Below are 14,110 nucleotides of genomic sequence, written 5' to 3'. Positions count from 1 at the left end.
CTGCCAGAATTCAAAAAACCCGCCTTTATGGTGGGTTTTTTATTGCCTGTTTTTTGCCGTCAGGTGACTTAGCGACCACTGCCGCCGTAAAAACAGACAAAAAATAACCCCGAAACAGCATTACTGCTCCGGGGTTTTAGTATCCTGCATTACCACAGCAGATAGCTTGGCAATGAAACCGGGTCAGGACTTACGGCCACTATTGCTGCTTTGTCCGCCTTTCTTACCCGCTTCGGAGGCTTTTTCACGATCGTTCTTGAAGTTGCCGCCGCTCTGCTGACCACCTTTTTTACCGGCTTCAGAGGCTTTTTCTCGGTCTTCTGCGAAGTTTCCTGAACCACCACGACGTTCTGCCATTATCGTCTCCTGATTACTTTTCCAGTTTGGTAAGCATCTTAGAATATGTATTATCAGTTGATTAATGCATATTCTGCGTTGTATCAATATGAATAATAGATGACTTCATTGATACTTCCAGTTATTGTAATTTACGGTTTCGTTTATTTAATTGATTGTTTTTAATAGAATTTATATAAGGATTTTTTTGCATTTTATATAAGTGACTGATGGTTAACAGAATAAATAATATTCAACCAAAGGTTTTACTTATCCTTTCAGGATCAATCTTAATAAGGTGCAGGGTTATATTTCGCTACGCTTGTTAAATGAATTAATCTGTGGATTATGAAGGCTAAATGCGATCTCAGCGCTCACTTATGTATAAAAAATCATCCTTTTTAGCAAAGCTATTCTATAAATATTGAAAAATATCAGCACCATCTGCTGTCATTTTGTTAACTGTAGTGATAGTGTCTGCGTTTACATTGTTACTGGGATCGTGTGATGAAACAGCTCATTGCAGAACTACTGGTTAAGTTGGCGGAAAAAGAAGCAGAGTCTAAAGAACTGGTTGCCCAGGTTGAAGCGTTAGAAATTGTGGTAACAGCGCTACTGCGTAAATTGGGTGACGAACAGCGTCAGGAGCTAAACAGAGGTATCAGCGAGGCGTTAATCGTCGCCTCGGACGGCGCCAGCGCCGAAGATGCCAATTTGCTCCATGGCTATATCGACAAGCTGCTTAATCATCCCCGCTATTGATAGTAAAACAGCCACATCGCAATCTGCGATGTGGCTGGTTGATCTCAACGCTTGCTTAATGCTTCCGAGCGCGCCATGCAGGCCTCCATTGAGGCGATCACGGCCGAGCGCAGCCCTTTCTGTTCCAGCACTTTAACCGCCTCGATGGTGGTGCCGCCTGGCGAACAAACCATATCTTTCAGCTCGCCGGGATGCTTGCCGGTTTCCAGCACCATTTGCGCGGCGCCTTTTACCGCCTGTGCGGCAAATTCATACGCCTGAGCTCGCGGCATTCCGCCCAGGACTGCGGCATCCGCCATTGCCTCAATAAACATAAAGACGTAGGCCGGCGCCGAGCCGCTAACCCCAACCACCGCATGGATAAGATATTCTGGTACAACGGCAGCTTTACCAAAACTGTTGAAGATCGCCACGATTTCGTCGACTTCTTCCGGGGTGACCAGCGGATTCGGCGTAACAGAGGTCATGCCTTCGTTAACCAGTGCAGGCGTATTGGGCATAACGCGCACAATTTTACGATCGTGTCCCAGCGTCATTGCTAAGGCATCCAGCGTTACGCCTGCGGCAATCGAAACCACCAGCGTCTCTTTATTCAGCGCGCCGGCCGCATCCTTAAGCACTTTCAGAATCACATTGGGTTTTACCGCGCCGAATAAAATATCCGCTTCTCGCGCAACCTCGTCGGCGCTTTGCGCGGGGGTAATGCCATATTGCTGCGCCATAGCCTGGTTGGTTTCTGTTTTATGGTCATAAACCCAGATGTTTGCTGCATCAACCTGGCCACCTGCAATCAGTCCGCCAATTATTGCTTTGGACATATTTCCGCAGCCAATAAAGCCTATTTTTTTCTCCAGCATGGTATTTCCCTCTGCGTAGCCATTTTTCATTACGCATCAGCTTACGTGATTCTGCCGGTTTATTCAGCTTCAGCTAAACTCCAGAGAGGTATAAGGAGAAAAAATGGAAAATTTTCAGCAAGATGAAGATAAAGAATGCCACTATCCGGGAACCGCAGAGCGTATCCTGACTTCAGCGCGAAATAGGCAGGGGTTGGAGCGCCTTGATCAGATAAAGTTTGCCATTCTGGAGAAGAACGGCAAAATCAGCATTATTCCTCAATCCTGACAGGAAAGCCGATGCCAATTTGGGTGGATGCGGATGCGTGTCCAAAAGTCATAAAAGAGGTGCTCTATCGTGCCGCAGAGCGCAGTCAGACAGAACTGATTCTGGTAGCTAATCAGCCGCTCAGCGTGCCGCCATCACGTTTTATTCGTACGCTGCGTGTCGCGGCCGGTTTTGATGTAGCGGATAATGAAATCGTGCAGCGCGTGAGCCGCGAAGATTTGGTTATCACTGCTGATATTCCGCTGGCGGCGGAAGTGCTGGCAAAAGGGGCGGCGGCGCTGAATCCTCGCGGTGAACGCTACAGCGATGCCACTATTCGTGAACGCCTGACGATGCGCGATTTTATGGATACGATGCGCGCCAGCGGTGTGCAGACCGGCGGGCCGGCAACGCTAAATCAGCGCGATCGGCAGCAATTTGCGGCAGAGCTGGATAAATGGCTGTTACAACAGCGGCGTCATCGTGAGCAGGGCAACGCAGCGGGACAGCGTGGTTAGCAAATAAAAACGCCGGTGGAGCTATCTTCCACCGGCGTTACGCTTTAGCACTGGCTTGTCAGCCTGACGGCTGTGTGGCTTATGCGCGTCAGGAAGGCGCTTCAGATAAAGCTGTCATCGTCATTGAAATCGTCATTGCCGAAATCGTTGCTGTCGAAACCGGCATTATCATCCTGCTGCCAGCTGGCATCCTGTAAAAATGCCCGATCGTCGACATTATTAAACGTATCCAGGCTGGTATCGAGCGGCTGAGGATCGGGCAGGGCAGGCTCATTAATAATGTTCACAATCTCTTCCGGCTGGGAGTGATGGAACATGCTGGTCAACATATCCGCCATTACTACACCACCCGCCACGCCCACTGCCGTTTGCAGCGCGCCGCCAAGAAAACCGCTACCGCCGCGTGCGGCGCCGTAAGGCTGCTGTGCATAGGGCTGCTGCGGGGCATTATTGTACGGCTGTTGCGCGTAAGGCTGCTGCGGGGCGTTATTCCATACCGGCTGCTGCGGCGTAGACTGGCGCTGTCCGCCGCCAAACAGGCTGGAAAGAAAACCGCCGCTGCTCTGGCGAGCCGGTTGTTGCTGTGCCTGAGATAGCTGCTGTTGCGCCTGCGTCAGCTGGTTTTCCAGTTCGGTAACCTGTGCGCTCAATTTTTTCATTGCCGCTTCCTGAATCAGGATCGCCTGCGCCATATAGTAGGGCGCAGAGGGCTGCTGGCGGAGCTGCTGTTCAATCAGGCGCTCTGCTGCGGCATCACGTGGCGCAGACTGGCTTTCAGCCTGTTTTAGTCGGCTAAACAGACTTTCAATTAGACGTTGTTCTTCGCTCTGCATGGAACCTCCTTAAACAAGCGGTATCTCTTTATTTTGGTCGCGCAATGGTGAAAGTAAATTAGCACTGCGTAAGTAAATATTGCCGGGAAGAACAGAGCATTCCGTTTCTGCTAAAAAGCGATGCATGGTTAAAAGCCTTTCCGATGCGTAAAAACAACGTTACAGCTGGCCCACAATATTTTTTCTCGGTATGATGCCCGCCATGCATAATTTGATGACCAGCTGCGGCGGAACGCAGTCATGGCGGAGGACAGGCTGTCATGTCGTTACCCATTTTTCTCATTGGCGCTCGGGGTTGCGGTAAAACCACGGTAGGTGAATCACTGGCGCAGGTACTGGGTTATGCTTTTTGCGATACCGATCATTATCTGCAGCAAAGCACAGGAAAAACGGTAGCGGAGATTGTCGCTGCCGAAGGCTGGGAAGGGTTTCGTCAGCACGAAACTGACGCCTTGATTGCGGTTACCGCACCGGAAACCATTATCGCTACTGGTGGCGGCATGGTGTTGGCGGAAGCCAATCGTTGCTTTATGCAGGAGCGGGGGCAGGTTATCTGGCTACAGGCCAACGCTACGGTGCTGGCAGCTCGTCTGGCCGATTATCCGCAAACCTCGCAGCGTCCTACTTTAACCGGCCGTTCTATCACTGAAGAGATGGCGGAAGTGCTTGATGAACGCGCAAGCCTTTATCAGCAAACCGCACATCATATAATAGATGCCATGCAGGCGCCTGAACGGGTTGTCATGGCTATCCTGAACGCCTTACCTGTGGCGCGCGCCAGCTAAGCATGAGCCTCGCCTGCGGGGCCGTCGGTTATTAATCCGTCTGTTTTTGTTACCTTTCTTTTCCATTTCCCTGCCGCACTGGCGTGATTGTCTATACTTACTGCTACGCGCGCAAAAGCGAACGTTCTCGGCAGCAAGCGGCCTGAGAGTAGCGGAAACCACTTTCACCATAAGAGGGAAGAAAAATGCCAACAAGACCACCCTATCCACGTGAAGCCCGGGTTGTTCAGGTTGATAAAGGCGCTACAGGACAAGGCGCAACGCGCTACGAACTACGCGCCGATCACCCGAAACCCAACTCGCTGATTAGTGAGCATGAAAGCGAACAGGAAGCGCTGGATGCGAAAGAACGTTACGAGAATAGCGACAAAGAGTAATTCAGTCGGGCAGGGATGCCTGTGTAATAGCCTGCCGGATATACCCCGCTTAATAAGCCTGTTATTTGATCAATTAAATTAATCTTTCTCCGATTTTCTTTTGTTATTTTATCCAGATATTTTGCTAACCCTCTCCTCTTACTAAACGCGACTTGATAAAAATTACTGTTCTCTTTGAGCGTATAAAGGATCTCGCCTCAATGGCGGTTAAGGCTTGACTCCTTCCGGTTGATATTTTATTTTGCCCCTGCATTAATAATCGCCTGTGCTATCTACTTTTTACAGCTGTTAACCTCTGATGTCGTTTTTGTCATAAAACTGCTACCCTGCTGGCCAGCCTTTTGAAAGAAAAATGTTGGGAGCTGAGCATTTAATCGCTTAATATTCAGTCAATATAAGCCTGAAGAAAATGATGACCAGAAATAATCGATTTTTCAGTGATTAATCATCGAATCTGCGGGTGGTTTTTCATCAATTGTTATGCCAGCATAATATTAAATCGCTGATTGATTTATTAGCAGAATAATATTTTATTAATTTGCCATTACGGCAGTTAATAAGCCTGTTGCAAATAAATGACCGGGCTACCGTCATTAAGGGTACGATGATTTTTATTAGTACAAGGTTAAATAACCTTTATGAAAAAGCGGTTTTTTATTGGGCAGAAATAATTAAAATCAGCGGCAGAAATATTGCCGGGCACCTGTTTTACGCCTGTTGCCGGTAAAACGGCACCCTAATGGCATAACGAATAGCTGGCCTGTAACCGGCCCGGCAATTTACTTGTATCGAAGAAGTAAATATGAAACAGACACTGGTAATACTTACCATCGCATACTCGCCGGACTATGATATCTCGCCGTTACTGTTGGAATCGCTGTCTGAAGCACAGCTGGAGCCAGTCAGTCTGCTGAACGCGCTTTCCTGCGAAGAGATAAATGAAAAATATGCTCCGCGTAAGGGCGAGAAGGCGCAGATAGTGCGGTTAGCGGAGGGCACAGAGATGCTGCTCGCGACCAGCCGCATTGAGCGGGGTCTGCAGCAGCTTATCAGCCAGCTGGAGTCGCGCGGCGTTGAAAATATTCTGTTGCTGGGTTGCGGGCAGTTTACTGAACTGCAAGCCCGCCATGCGCTTCTTATGGAGCCGGACCGCCTGATCCCTCCGCTGGTCGGCGCGATTGTCGGCGGCCATCAGGCGGGCATTATTGTTTCGGCTAATGAACTACTGCGTCAGCAGGCAGGTAAATGGCGCGTTCTGCGTAAGCCCGCCTGTTTTGCCGTTGCCGATCCGCTGCAGAGTGATAATCAGGCATTATTTGATGCCGGACTGATGCTGCTGGAGCAGGGCGCGGATGTGGTGGTGTTGGACAGCCCGGCCTATCACTCGCACCACTGTGACAGCTTACAGCAGTTGCTGGGTATTCCGGTGCTGCTCTCCTGGCAATCGCTGGCGGAAATGGTCGCCGGAGTGCTGGCATAATCGACAATTTCAGATGACAAAACACGCGTTTAGCCCCTACACTGCCGATTCATCTATTGTGGTTTCGGGGGACGATGCATGCTGAACGTAAGCGAGTACTTTGAAGGAAAAGTGAAGTCGATCGGTTTTACCAGTGCCAGCACCGGACGCGCCAGCGTTGGGGTGATGGTGGAAGGTGAGTATGCCTTCGGAACCGGTCAGCCAGAGGAGATGACGGTGATCAGCGGCGCATTAAACGTGCTGTTACCCGGCGAAACCGAATGGAAAATCTATGAAGCGGGCGGTGTGTTCCACGTTCCCGGTCACAGCGAGTTTCATTTGCAGGTCGCAGAGCCAACCGCCTACCTTTGCCGTTATCTGTAACGCTAAATGTGCGCCGCCAGCGGCGCACATCCGTTATTAGCGCAGGACTCGGGAGACAGCCCGCGCTGTGCAGCGCTGATTAACGCTGCGCCTCGCCGCCTAACGCTTCGGTCAGGTTGCTGACCAGCGCCGCCAGTTCGCTGGTCATCAGAATAAAGTCTGCATCGAAACGCTGCGCAAAATCTTCCCGATCGATATCATCGTTTTGTTCACGTAGCGTATCGGCAAACTTCAGGCGCTTCAGAGAGCCATCATCCGCCAGCACCAGCTGAATACGTTCCTGCCAGTCCAGCGCCAGTTTGGTTACCAGCTTGCCTGCTTCAATATGGTTAGCAATCTCATCGCAAACCAGATCCTGTTTCTTACAGCGGATAACGCCGCCATCTTCCAGAATGGCTTTTAGCTCCGCTTCATCCATCAGTGCAAAGCCTGCCGGCAGATCGCCGGAGCGTACCCATTCGGTTAAGGTCAGCTCAATCGGGTTTTCCAGCGTCAGCGGCACCACCGGCAGCGAACCGATGCTTTTACGCAGCAGCGCCAGGGTATCTTCCGCTTTTTTCGCGCTGGCGCAGTCCACCATAATCAGGTTATTGACGCTGTCGATCCAGAGATAAGTCTGGCTGAAGCGGCTAAAGGCGCGCGGCAGCAGACTATGCAGCACCTCATCCTTCAGCGAATCTTTTTCTGTTTTTTTCAGCTTGCGCTGCTGCTCTGCTTCCAGTTTCTCAATTTTGGCTTCCAGCGCCTGCTTGATCACTGGAGAAGGCAGGATTTTCTCTTCTTTACGGGCGCAAATCAGGATCTGTCCGTTATTGACATGCGTCAGGGCTTCACTACGCGAACCCATTGGCGAAACCCAGCCGGTTTTCGCCATATCCTGACTGCCGCACGGGGAAAAGGAAAACGCAGCGAGTTGTTTTTCCAGGTCGTCTGCGGACAGTGGAATGTCACGATTCAGACGATAAATCATCAAGTTTTTAAACCACAACATAGGGTTTTCCTTTGCCGGATGTGTATAAATTCACAGGTCATAAACGGTGCGCGCATGATAGCGAAACATCGGCGACGGGTCATTGCCTTTCCGGGCGCTGCCTTCTAATGTAACGCTCATCCTGACAAAAAAGAGGAATATCCTGTGCGTATTGGCATTGATTTAGGCGGTACCAAAACAGAAGTGATTGCCCTTTCTGATGCCGGTGAAACCTTGTTTCGCCATCGCGTTCCGACGCCGCGCCATGACTATCCGCAAACGCTACAGGCGATTGTCGATCTGGTCCGGCTGGCGGAGGAGAAAACAGGTCAGCAGGGCAGCGTCGGGCTGGGTATTCCCGGTACGCTGTCGCCTTACAGTCAGCGGGTTAAAAATGCAAACTCCACCTGGCTGAACGGCCAGCCGCTCGACAGAGATCTGGCGCGTCTGCTGGATCGTGAAGTGCGCATTGCCAACGATGCCAACTGTCTGGCGGTTTCAGAGGCGGTAGATGGCGCGGCGGCGGGCAGGGCGCTGGTTTTTGCGGTGATTATCGGCACCGGTTCCGGCGCGGGTATCGCTATTAACGGTGTCAGCCATGCTGGCGGCAACGGCAATGGTGGTGAATGGGGGCATAATCCGTTGCCGTGGATGGATGAGGATGAGCTTCGTTTCCGTGAAGAAGTACCGTGCTACTGCGGGCAGAAAGGCTGTATCGAGACCTTTGTGTCCGGTACCGGCTTCGCGACTGATTACCAGCGTCTGAGCGGGAAAAGCCTAAGCGGCGCGGAGATCGTTGCGCTGCTGAACCAACAGGATCCCTTAGCTGAACTGGCAATGAGCCGTTATGAGTTGCGTCTGGCGAAGTCGCTGGCACAGGTGGTTAATCTGCTCGATCCCGATATTATCGTACTGGGCGGCGGAATGAGTAACGTTGAGCGCCTCTATCAGACATTGCCAACGTTGATGAAGCCCTGGGTGTTTGGCCGTGAATGCGAAACGCCAGTGGTGAAAGCGCAACACGGCGACTCCAGCGGCGTGCGCGGCGCCGCCTGGCTGTGGCCGCTGGCCTGATCGAGGCGGAAAGCGCTTAGCCAGGGCGAAAGGTCACCATAATATTTTGCGGCGCGCCCGCTGGCGGCGTGGGGAGCTGCCGATCGCTGCTGACAGCCTGCCAGGCTTTCAGACAAAGCGCTTCGTCGCCCTCAGTGCGTAACACCTGATAGCCGCGCCGGGGATCGTAACCGATCGTTACATCGCAGCGCTGACCGTGATAACGATCCGCACGATCAAAATGGCGGGATACGCGCTGTTCTATTTCATTCACCCACGCGCAGTGCGCATGCTCCGCGTCGCTACAGCGGGCGGCAGAGTCAGGATGCGCGGGAGCGGGCTGAGGCGAGAGCTGACAACCGCTCAGCGCCAGTAGGGCAAACGCCGGGGCGAGGCGAAAAAACCACATATTTTTTCCTTACAGACTGATGAGTTGCGCAGCGCACGGTATCATGCGCGCTGCGCCGACAACAGGCGCATCAGACTGAAAATTGCCGCTCCAGTCGGCTGTAGCCAAGGCCGTTAACCTTACGCACTTTTATCTGTACCGGAATGCGCTCTTTCATCGCCTCGACATGGCTGATCACGCCAATGGTTTTGCCACTGGCGTTTAACGCATCCAGTGCATCCAGCGCGGTATCCAGCGTATCCGCATCCAGCGTACCGAATCCCTCATCAAGGAACAGGGATTCAATCCGGGTTTTATCACTGACCAGATCCGAAAGCGCCAGCGCCAGCGCCAGGCTTACCAGGAAGCTTTCGCCGCCCGACAGCGTGCGCGTGTCCCGCCTGGCATCAGCCTGCCAGGTATCCATTACCTGCAGCTCCAGGGTATCGCTTGATTTACGCTGCAGCAGATACCGCCCATGCAAGCGATCAAGCTGCTGATTCGCCAGCCAGACCAGGTGATCAAGCGTCAGACCCTGCGCAAAGCGCCGGAATTTATCGCCGCTGCTGGAGCCGATCAGCTGATTAAGGTAACCCCAGTCTTCGACCTGCTGGGTATTCTCTTCAATTTGCTGCAGCAAACTCTGCTGCTGCTGACGCTGCGCATTATCGCTCTCCAGCTGCTGACGCCGTTGCCCTTGCTGACGAACCGTGTCATGCAATAGCTGCTGCTGCGCTGCCAGTACGGCTTCCAGCTCCGGTAGCGTGAGCTTTACATCATCAGGACGTTCAAGCTCATGCTGCGCCAGGCTTTGTTCAGCGCGCAGCGCCAGCGTCATGGCCTGCTGACGCTGCGCCTCCAGCTGCTGACAGCGCTCACGCAGCGCCTGCGCCTCCTGCTCATCCAGCAGTGCGGCACGGAAAGCCGCTTCATCACTAAAAGGACTCGCCTCCAGCGCCTGATTAAACTGCATTAACCGCTCGTCGTAACGTTTCTGTGAGGTCTCCAGCTGCTGCGCCAGCGAATTATGCTGTCCGGTCAGATTATTTAACTGGTCCTGACTTTGCTGCCAGCGCTGTTGCTGTTCACGCGTCTGATTTTCCGCCTGCAACAGACGCTGCTGCCACTGCTGACGAACTTCGGCAATTGTGCTGTCACCCAACAGGCCGTGGCGTTGCTGACGCAGCGTCTCCAGCTGCTGCTGCTGTGACCGCAGCAGGGTTTCAGCACGTTGTTTCTGCTGCGCCAGCTGGGCCAGCTCTTCGTTGACCGCGTTCAGCGCCGTATCGCAGGCGGCGAGGCGCGTCGCAATATCGGTAAGTACTTGCTCGCTTTCCTGCCAGCGCCGCCATTCCTTCTGACGCGCTTCCAGCCACGCCTGTTCGGCCTGCGGCTCCGGCGGCGTAAGCTGATGCTGAGCCAGTTCCTGTGCCAGCGTTTCAGTAAACTGTTGTCGCTGCGTCGTGAGTTGCTGACACTGCTGTTCCGCATCCTGCCGCTGCTGCTGACTGTAGCGCAGCTGCTGTTCCGCCAGCTGGCGCGCCTGTTGCTGTTGTTGCCAGCGTTGCTGACAGGCCGCCAGCGCCTCTTTTGCCTGCTGCAGGCTGCGGGCAGCCTGTTCCAGCTGCTGAAGCTGCTGCTGTAGCCGCTGCTCCTGCTGCTCCTGCTGGCCGATCCAGGCGCTAAGCCCCGCTTCATCCTCCAGAGACAGCGCCAGGTTCGCCGCTGCCAGCAGCGTTTGCCATTCATCCTGCTGGCGCAACAGCTCGCTATGAAGCGTCTGCTGCTGCTGGCTTAGTCGCGCCTGCTGGTTTTGCAACGCCTTTAGCTGTTCGCTACAGGTGACGCCGGCAATTTTTAACTGCTCCTCCTGCTGGCGTATCTCTTCAAGGCGCTGCTGATTTTCCGTTAAGGTCAGCGTCTGGTAGCGTTCCACCGCCGGATGCTCGGTGGATCCGCATAGGGCGCAAGGCTCACCGGCGACTAAGCGCGCGCGTTCCTGCTCAAGGCTAACAATGCGGCGTTCCAGCTCCAGACGCTTTTCCAGATCGACGCGATGCTGATGCTTCTCTTTCCACGCCTGGCGCTGCTCTGTAAGCTGCTGCGTTTGTAGCAGGATCTGCGTATCCAGCGCCTGCAGCTCCTGCTGTTGCTGGGCGTAACGCTGGCTCAGCGGGCGCAGCGTAGAGGAGACGATAGCCAGTTGCTGCCGCAGCGGGCGCTGCTGCTGTAGCTGCTCCAGCTGGTAACGCAGCGTGCTTTCCGGCTGTTGCTGAAGTGCAGTAAGTGCTTGCTCTGCCTGCTGTACCTTCTGGCGCGCCAGCTCCAGTTCGCTTTCCAGCGGAGCGGCCTGAGTCATCAGTTGCGCAAGCTGCTGTTGCTGTTCGTCGCACTGTTGCTGATGCTGGCGCTGCCGGTTCTGCAATATGCTCAGGTTCTCCTGAAGCTGTTGCTGTTGCTGAAAACGCGCACGCCAGCCGCCCAGCAGATCGCCCCAGTTCACAACCTGAGCATGATCGCTGCGCCACTGTTGCTCTTGCTGCTGTTGCGTATGCAGCGTCTGATGTTCACTGCTCAATTGCTGCTGACGCTGTTGGCGCTGCTGTAGCGCCTGTTGGTTTTCCTGCAGCGTTTGCTGCTGAAGGCTAAGCTGCTGCGTCAGCGTATCAATTTGATGGTCAAGCGGGATCACCTGTTCGTTGATCAGGCTTTCCTGCTGTCGCCATTGCGTATTCAGCTGCTGCTGTGCCTGTTCAGCCTGTTGCTGTTTGTTCTGTAAAGTTTGTAACTGCTCACTGGCCTGCTGAAGTGAAGCAAAGAGCTGCTGTGCCTGCTGGTTAAGCTGTGCCAGATCCTGCTGTAGCTGCTGACGCTGCTGCCAGAGCGGACGCAGTTTTTCCGCCGGTTCCGATCGCGCCAGTTTCTGACGTTCCGCCTCGGCACATTGCCAGTTATTTTCCGCCTGCTGCTGCGCGCTGCGCGCCTGGTTTTTTTCTTGCTCCAGACGCTGCTGCTGACTCAGCCACTGCTGCTGCTGTCGTAGCGCGTTAAGCTGGAGATGCAGTTGGTTTTCCTGCTGCGCCAGCGCCGCTATTTCACTTTGCAGCGCTATTCGCGTCGCTTCATCCAGCAGCGCCATGCCAGCGGCGCGCGCCCGAAGCTGATCCAGCTCCACGCGCGCCTGTTTATGTTGCTCATAAATACGCGATGAGAGCTGACCGTAAATCTCAGTGCCGGTCAACTCTTCCAGCAGCTCGGCACGATCGTTGGCGTCAGCGTTCAGGAAGGCGGCAAATTGTCCCTGCGACAGCATCATCGATTTGGTAAAGCGGGCAAAATCGAGACCGGTTAACTGAGCGATCATCTCCAGCTTATCTTTCACCTTATCAGCAACGATGACGTTATCCGCACAGCGCGCCAGCTCCACACGCGGCGCCTGCAGATTGCCGTCCACCGCGCCGCGCGCCCGGTTCTGGCTCCAGAAGGCGCGCCAGGCCTCACCTTTCACCTCAAACTCCACTTCGGCGAGGCATTCGGCGGTATCGCGGCTGATCAGCTCATTTTGCGTTTGGGATATTTTCCCCAGACGTGACGTTTCGTGATAAAGCGCCAGGCAAATCGCATCAAGCAGGGTGGTTTTACCGGCACCGGTTGGGCCGGTGATGGCGAAAAGTCCGCTGCTGGCAAAGGGCTCGCGGGTGAAATCAATTTTCCATTCGCCTTTGAGCGAGTTGATGTTTTTAAAACGCAGGGACAAAATTTTCATGGCTGGCTCTCCTCGCCCTGATAAAGCGCATCCAGCGTGCCGCTAAATAACTGGCGTACGCGCGTGCGCCGCGCCTCATCCATTTCCTCTTCCTGTTCCAGGCGTCGTTCAAAAACCTCCTCTACCTTTAGTTCGTTCAGCGTCTCATTTTGCAGACGAGCAAGCGCTCGCTCACGCTGTTCGCGGCTGCGGCGCATCAGCAGCACCTCCACCGGTAAACCTTCAGTTAGCGCCTGGATATGCTGCTGCATGTTATGCAGATATTCCTGAGTGGTGATTTCGATATCCAGCCACACCGGACGTGACGGAGAGGCATTGGCAAAGGGTTTTAGCTGCTGCTCGATCTCTGCCAGCGTGCCCTTGATGGTCTGCATTGGCTGAAAACCAGGCACCGGCAGCGGCTCAACGCTGGCCAGCTTGCCGTCGGCAAAACTCACCAAAAACACGCTTTTCTCGCTGCCCAGCTCATCGAAGCTGAGCGGCAGCGGAGAGCCGCTGTAGCGAATATGTTCGCTGCCGGCGATGCGCTGTGGGCGATGAATATGCCCGAGGGCAATATAGTCAGCGGCGGGAAACGCCTGCGCCGGAAACGCATCCAGCGTGCCGATATAGATATCGCGCACCGCTTCGCTTTTGCTGACGCCGACGGTGGTCAGATGGCCGGTAGCGATTACCGGCAGCGGTTTTTCCGCCTGCTGGCTAAGCTGACGAGCATGCTGGTAGCTGCGCTGATAGTGCTGCGTAATGGCGTTCAGCAGGCTGATCTGCTTTTGTTCGCCGGACTGACCCGCCTGGCTGCGCATAATGTCACGTGGCCGCAGGAAAGGGATGGCGCACAGCACCGCGCCCGGTGTGCCCTGGCGCGTGGTTAAGGTCAGCACCTGCTCTTCGGGATCGCTGCTGGCAGCGGCAATCACGCGCGTGTTCAAACAGGCCAGCAGTTCGCGTGATTCGTTGAGCGTGGCGACGGAATCGTGGTTGCCGCCCAGCACAATCAGCTGGCAGCCGGTGCGATGCAGATCCACCACGAAACGGTTATAGAGTTCACGTGCATAGCTGGGCGGCGATCCGGTATCAAAGATATCGCCGGCGACAATCACCGCATCGACCTGATGCTCTTCAACACGCTCAATCAGCCAGTGAAAAAAGGCCTGATGCTCGGCGGCACGGCTGCGGGTATAAAAAAACTGACCGAGATGCCAGTCTGAAGTGTGAATAATGCGCATAAAACTCCCAGCTAATAGCAGAACGCCGGGGCGATTATAACCAGAGCTAAGCTGCAGAGGGGAACTGGATTGATCATTACCTGCGTCTGGGTTTCAAAAAATGGTTACTGATTGCTTCACAAAAGCGTTACGAAAGCACCATTGGGGCC

The 14,110-nt window shown here is 54.0% G+C and carries 14 protein-coding genes and 1 pseudogene; 8 read left to right on the top strand and 7 right to left on the bottom strand.

The genetic code is table 11. The features are described 5' to 3' along the window. Positions 1 to 183: 183 nt before the first annotated feature. Positions 184 to 357 carry a general stress protein gene (locus ACQE32_RS09995; RefSeq protein ID WP_250652022.1) on the bottom strand — a complete coding sequence of 58 codons (174 nt, stop codon included), beginning with the start codon at positions 355 to 357 and terminating at the stop codon, positions 184 to 186. Positions 358 to 843: 486 nt separating this feature from the next. On the opposite strand from ACQE32_RS09995, the gene iraP reads away from it, so the two are divergent. Next, positions 844 to 1,098 (top strand): anti-adapter protein IraP, encoded by a 255-nt coding sequence (gene iraP / locus ACQE32_RS09990; protein WP_085067761.1) that lies wholly within the window; start codon positions 844 to 846, stop codon positions 1,096 to 1,098. 44 nt (positions 1,099 to 1,142) lie between these two features. Here iraP and proC read toward each other — a convergent pair whose 3' ends face one another. Further along, positions 1,143 to 1,955 carry a pyrroline-5-carboxylate reductase gene (gene proC / locus ACQE32_RS09985; RefSeq protein WP_426974747.1) on the bottom strand — a complete coding sequence of 271 codons (813 nt, stop codon included), beginning with the start codon at positions 1,953 to 1,955 and terminating at the stop codon, positions 1,143 to 1,145. 157 nt (positions 1,956 to 2,112) lie between these two features. Between proC and ACQE32_RS09980 the strand changes: the two are divergent. After that, positions 2,113 to 2,223: pseudogene (locus ACQE32_RS09980) on the top strand (YetF domain-containing protein); the annotation flags it as partial. An 11-nt stretch (positions 2,224 to 2,234) separates the two neighbouring features. After that, positions 2,235 to 2,720, top strand: coding sequence for a YaiI/YqxD family protein (locus ACQE32_RS09975; RefSeq protein ID WP_426974647.1), 486 nt, complete (start codon positions 2,235 to 2,237; stop codon positions 2,718 to 2,720). A gap of 101 nt (positions 2,721 to 2,821) precedes the next feature. Here ACQE32_RS09975 and ACQE32_RS09970 read toward each other — a convergent pair whose 3' ends face one another. After that, positions 2,822 to 3,553, bottom strand: a complete 732-nt coding sequence (locus tag ACQE32_RS09970; RefSeq protein ID WP_426974646.1) for a DUF2076 domain-containing protein — start codon at positions 3,551 to 3,553, stop codon at positions 2,822 to 2,824. A gap of 260 nt (positions 3,554 to 3,813) precedes the next feature. Between ACQE32_RS09970 and aroL the strand changes: the two genes are divergently transcribed. The 4 genes from aroL to ppnP all read left to right on the top strand — a co-directional run bounded on the left by aroL (position 3,814) and on the right by ppnP (position 6,558). Beyond that, positions 3,814 to 4,338 (top strand): shikimate kinase AroL, encoded by a 525-nt coding sequence (aroL, locus tag ACQE32_RS09965; protein ID WP_426974645.1) that lies wholly within the window; start codon positions 3,814 to 3,816, stop codon positions 4,336 to 4,338. Between the two features lie 185 nt (positions 4,339 to 4,523). After that, the gene (locus tag ACQE32_RS09960; RefSeq protein WP_250652027.1) at positions 4,524 to 4,715 is read left to right on the top strand and encodes a YaiA family protein; all 192 of its coding nucleotides are present in this window, start codon (positions 4,524 to 4,526) and stop codon (positions 4,713 to 4,715) included. A gap of 802 nt (positions 4,716 to 5,517) precedes the next feature. Continuing rightward, on the top strand, positions 5,518 to 6,195 hold the full coding sequence (locus tag ACQE32_RS09955; protein WP_426974644.1) for an AroM family protein: 678 nt from the start codon (positions 5,518 to 5,520) through the stop codon (positions 6,193 to 6,195). Positions 6,196 to 6,273: 78 nt separating this feature from the next. Beyond that, complete coding sequence (ppnP, locus tag ACQE32_RS09950) at positions 6,274 to 6,558, top strand: pyrimidine/purine nucleoside phosphorylase (protein ID WP_085067753.1); 285 nt, start codon at positions 6,274 to 6,276, stop codon at positions 6,556 to 6,558. 79 nt (positions 6,559 to 6,637) lie between these two features. Here the strand turns inward: ppnP and rdgC are convergent, their stop codons facing one another. Beyond that, positions 6,638 to 7,549, bottom strand: coding sequence for a recombination-associated protein RdgC (gene rdgC, locus ACQE32_RS09945; RefSeq protein ID WP_250652029.1), 912 nt, complete (start codon positions 7,547 to 7,549; stop codon positions 6,638 to 6,640). A gap of 144 nt (positions 7,550 to 7,693) precedes the next feature. On the opposite strand from rdgC, the gene mak reads away from it, so the two are divergent. Then, positions 7,694 to 8,602 carry a fructokinase gene (gene mak, locus ACQE32_RS09940; RefSeq protein WP_426974643.1) on the top strand — a complete coding sequence of 303 codons (909 nt, stop codon included), beginning with the start codon at positions 7,694 to 7,696 and terminating at the stop codon, positions 8,600 to 8,602. A 16-nt stretch (positions 8,603 to 8,618) separates the two neighbouring features. Here the strand turns inward: mak and ACQE32_RS09935 are convergent, their stop codons facing one another. The 3 genes from ACQE32_RS09935 to sbcD form a co-directional block, all read right to left on the bottom strand. Continuing rightward, positions 8,619 to 8,990, bottom strand: a complete 372-nt coding sequence (locus ACQE32_RS09935; RefSeq protein WP_426974642.1) for a cell envelope integrity protein TolA — start codon at positions 8,988 to 8,990, stop codon at positions 8,619 to 8,621. 70 nt (positions 8,991 to 9,060) lie between these two features. After that, a complete protein-coding gene (locus ACQE32_RS09930; RefSeq protein WP_427021684.1) occupies positions 9,061 to 12,735 on the bottom strand; it encodes an AAA family ATPase in 3,675 nt (1,224 codons plus the stop codon). Continuing rightward, complete coding sequence (gene sbcD / locus ACQE32_RS09925) at positions 12,732 to 13,961, bottom strand: exonuclease subunit SbcD (RefSeq protein ID WP_426974640.1); 1,230 nt, start codon at positions 13,959 to 13,961, stop codon at positions 12,732 to 12,734. Before sbcD ends, ACQE32_RS09930 begins: the two co-directional genes overlap by 4 nt. Positions 13,962 to 14,110: the final 149 nt, after the last annotated feature.

This window comes from Pantoea sp. FN0302 (genome assembly GCF_050113775.1).
Lineage (GTDB): Bacteria > Pseudomonadota > Gammaproteobacteria > Enterobacterales > Enterobacteriaceae > Mixta > Mixta alhagi.
Note: the sequence above shows the minus strand (reverse complement) of the source record. Positions and strands in the feature narration are given on the sequence as shown.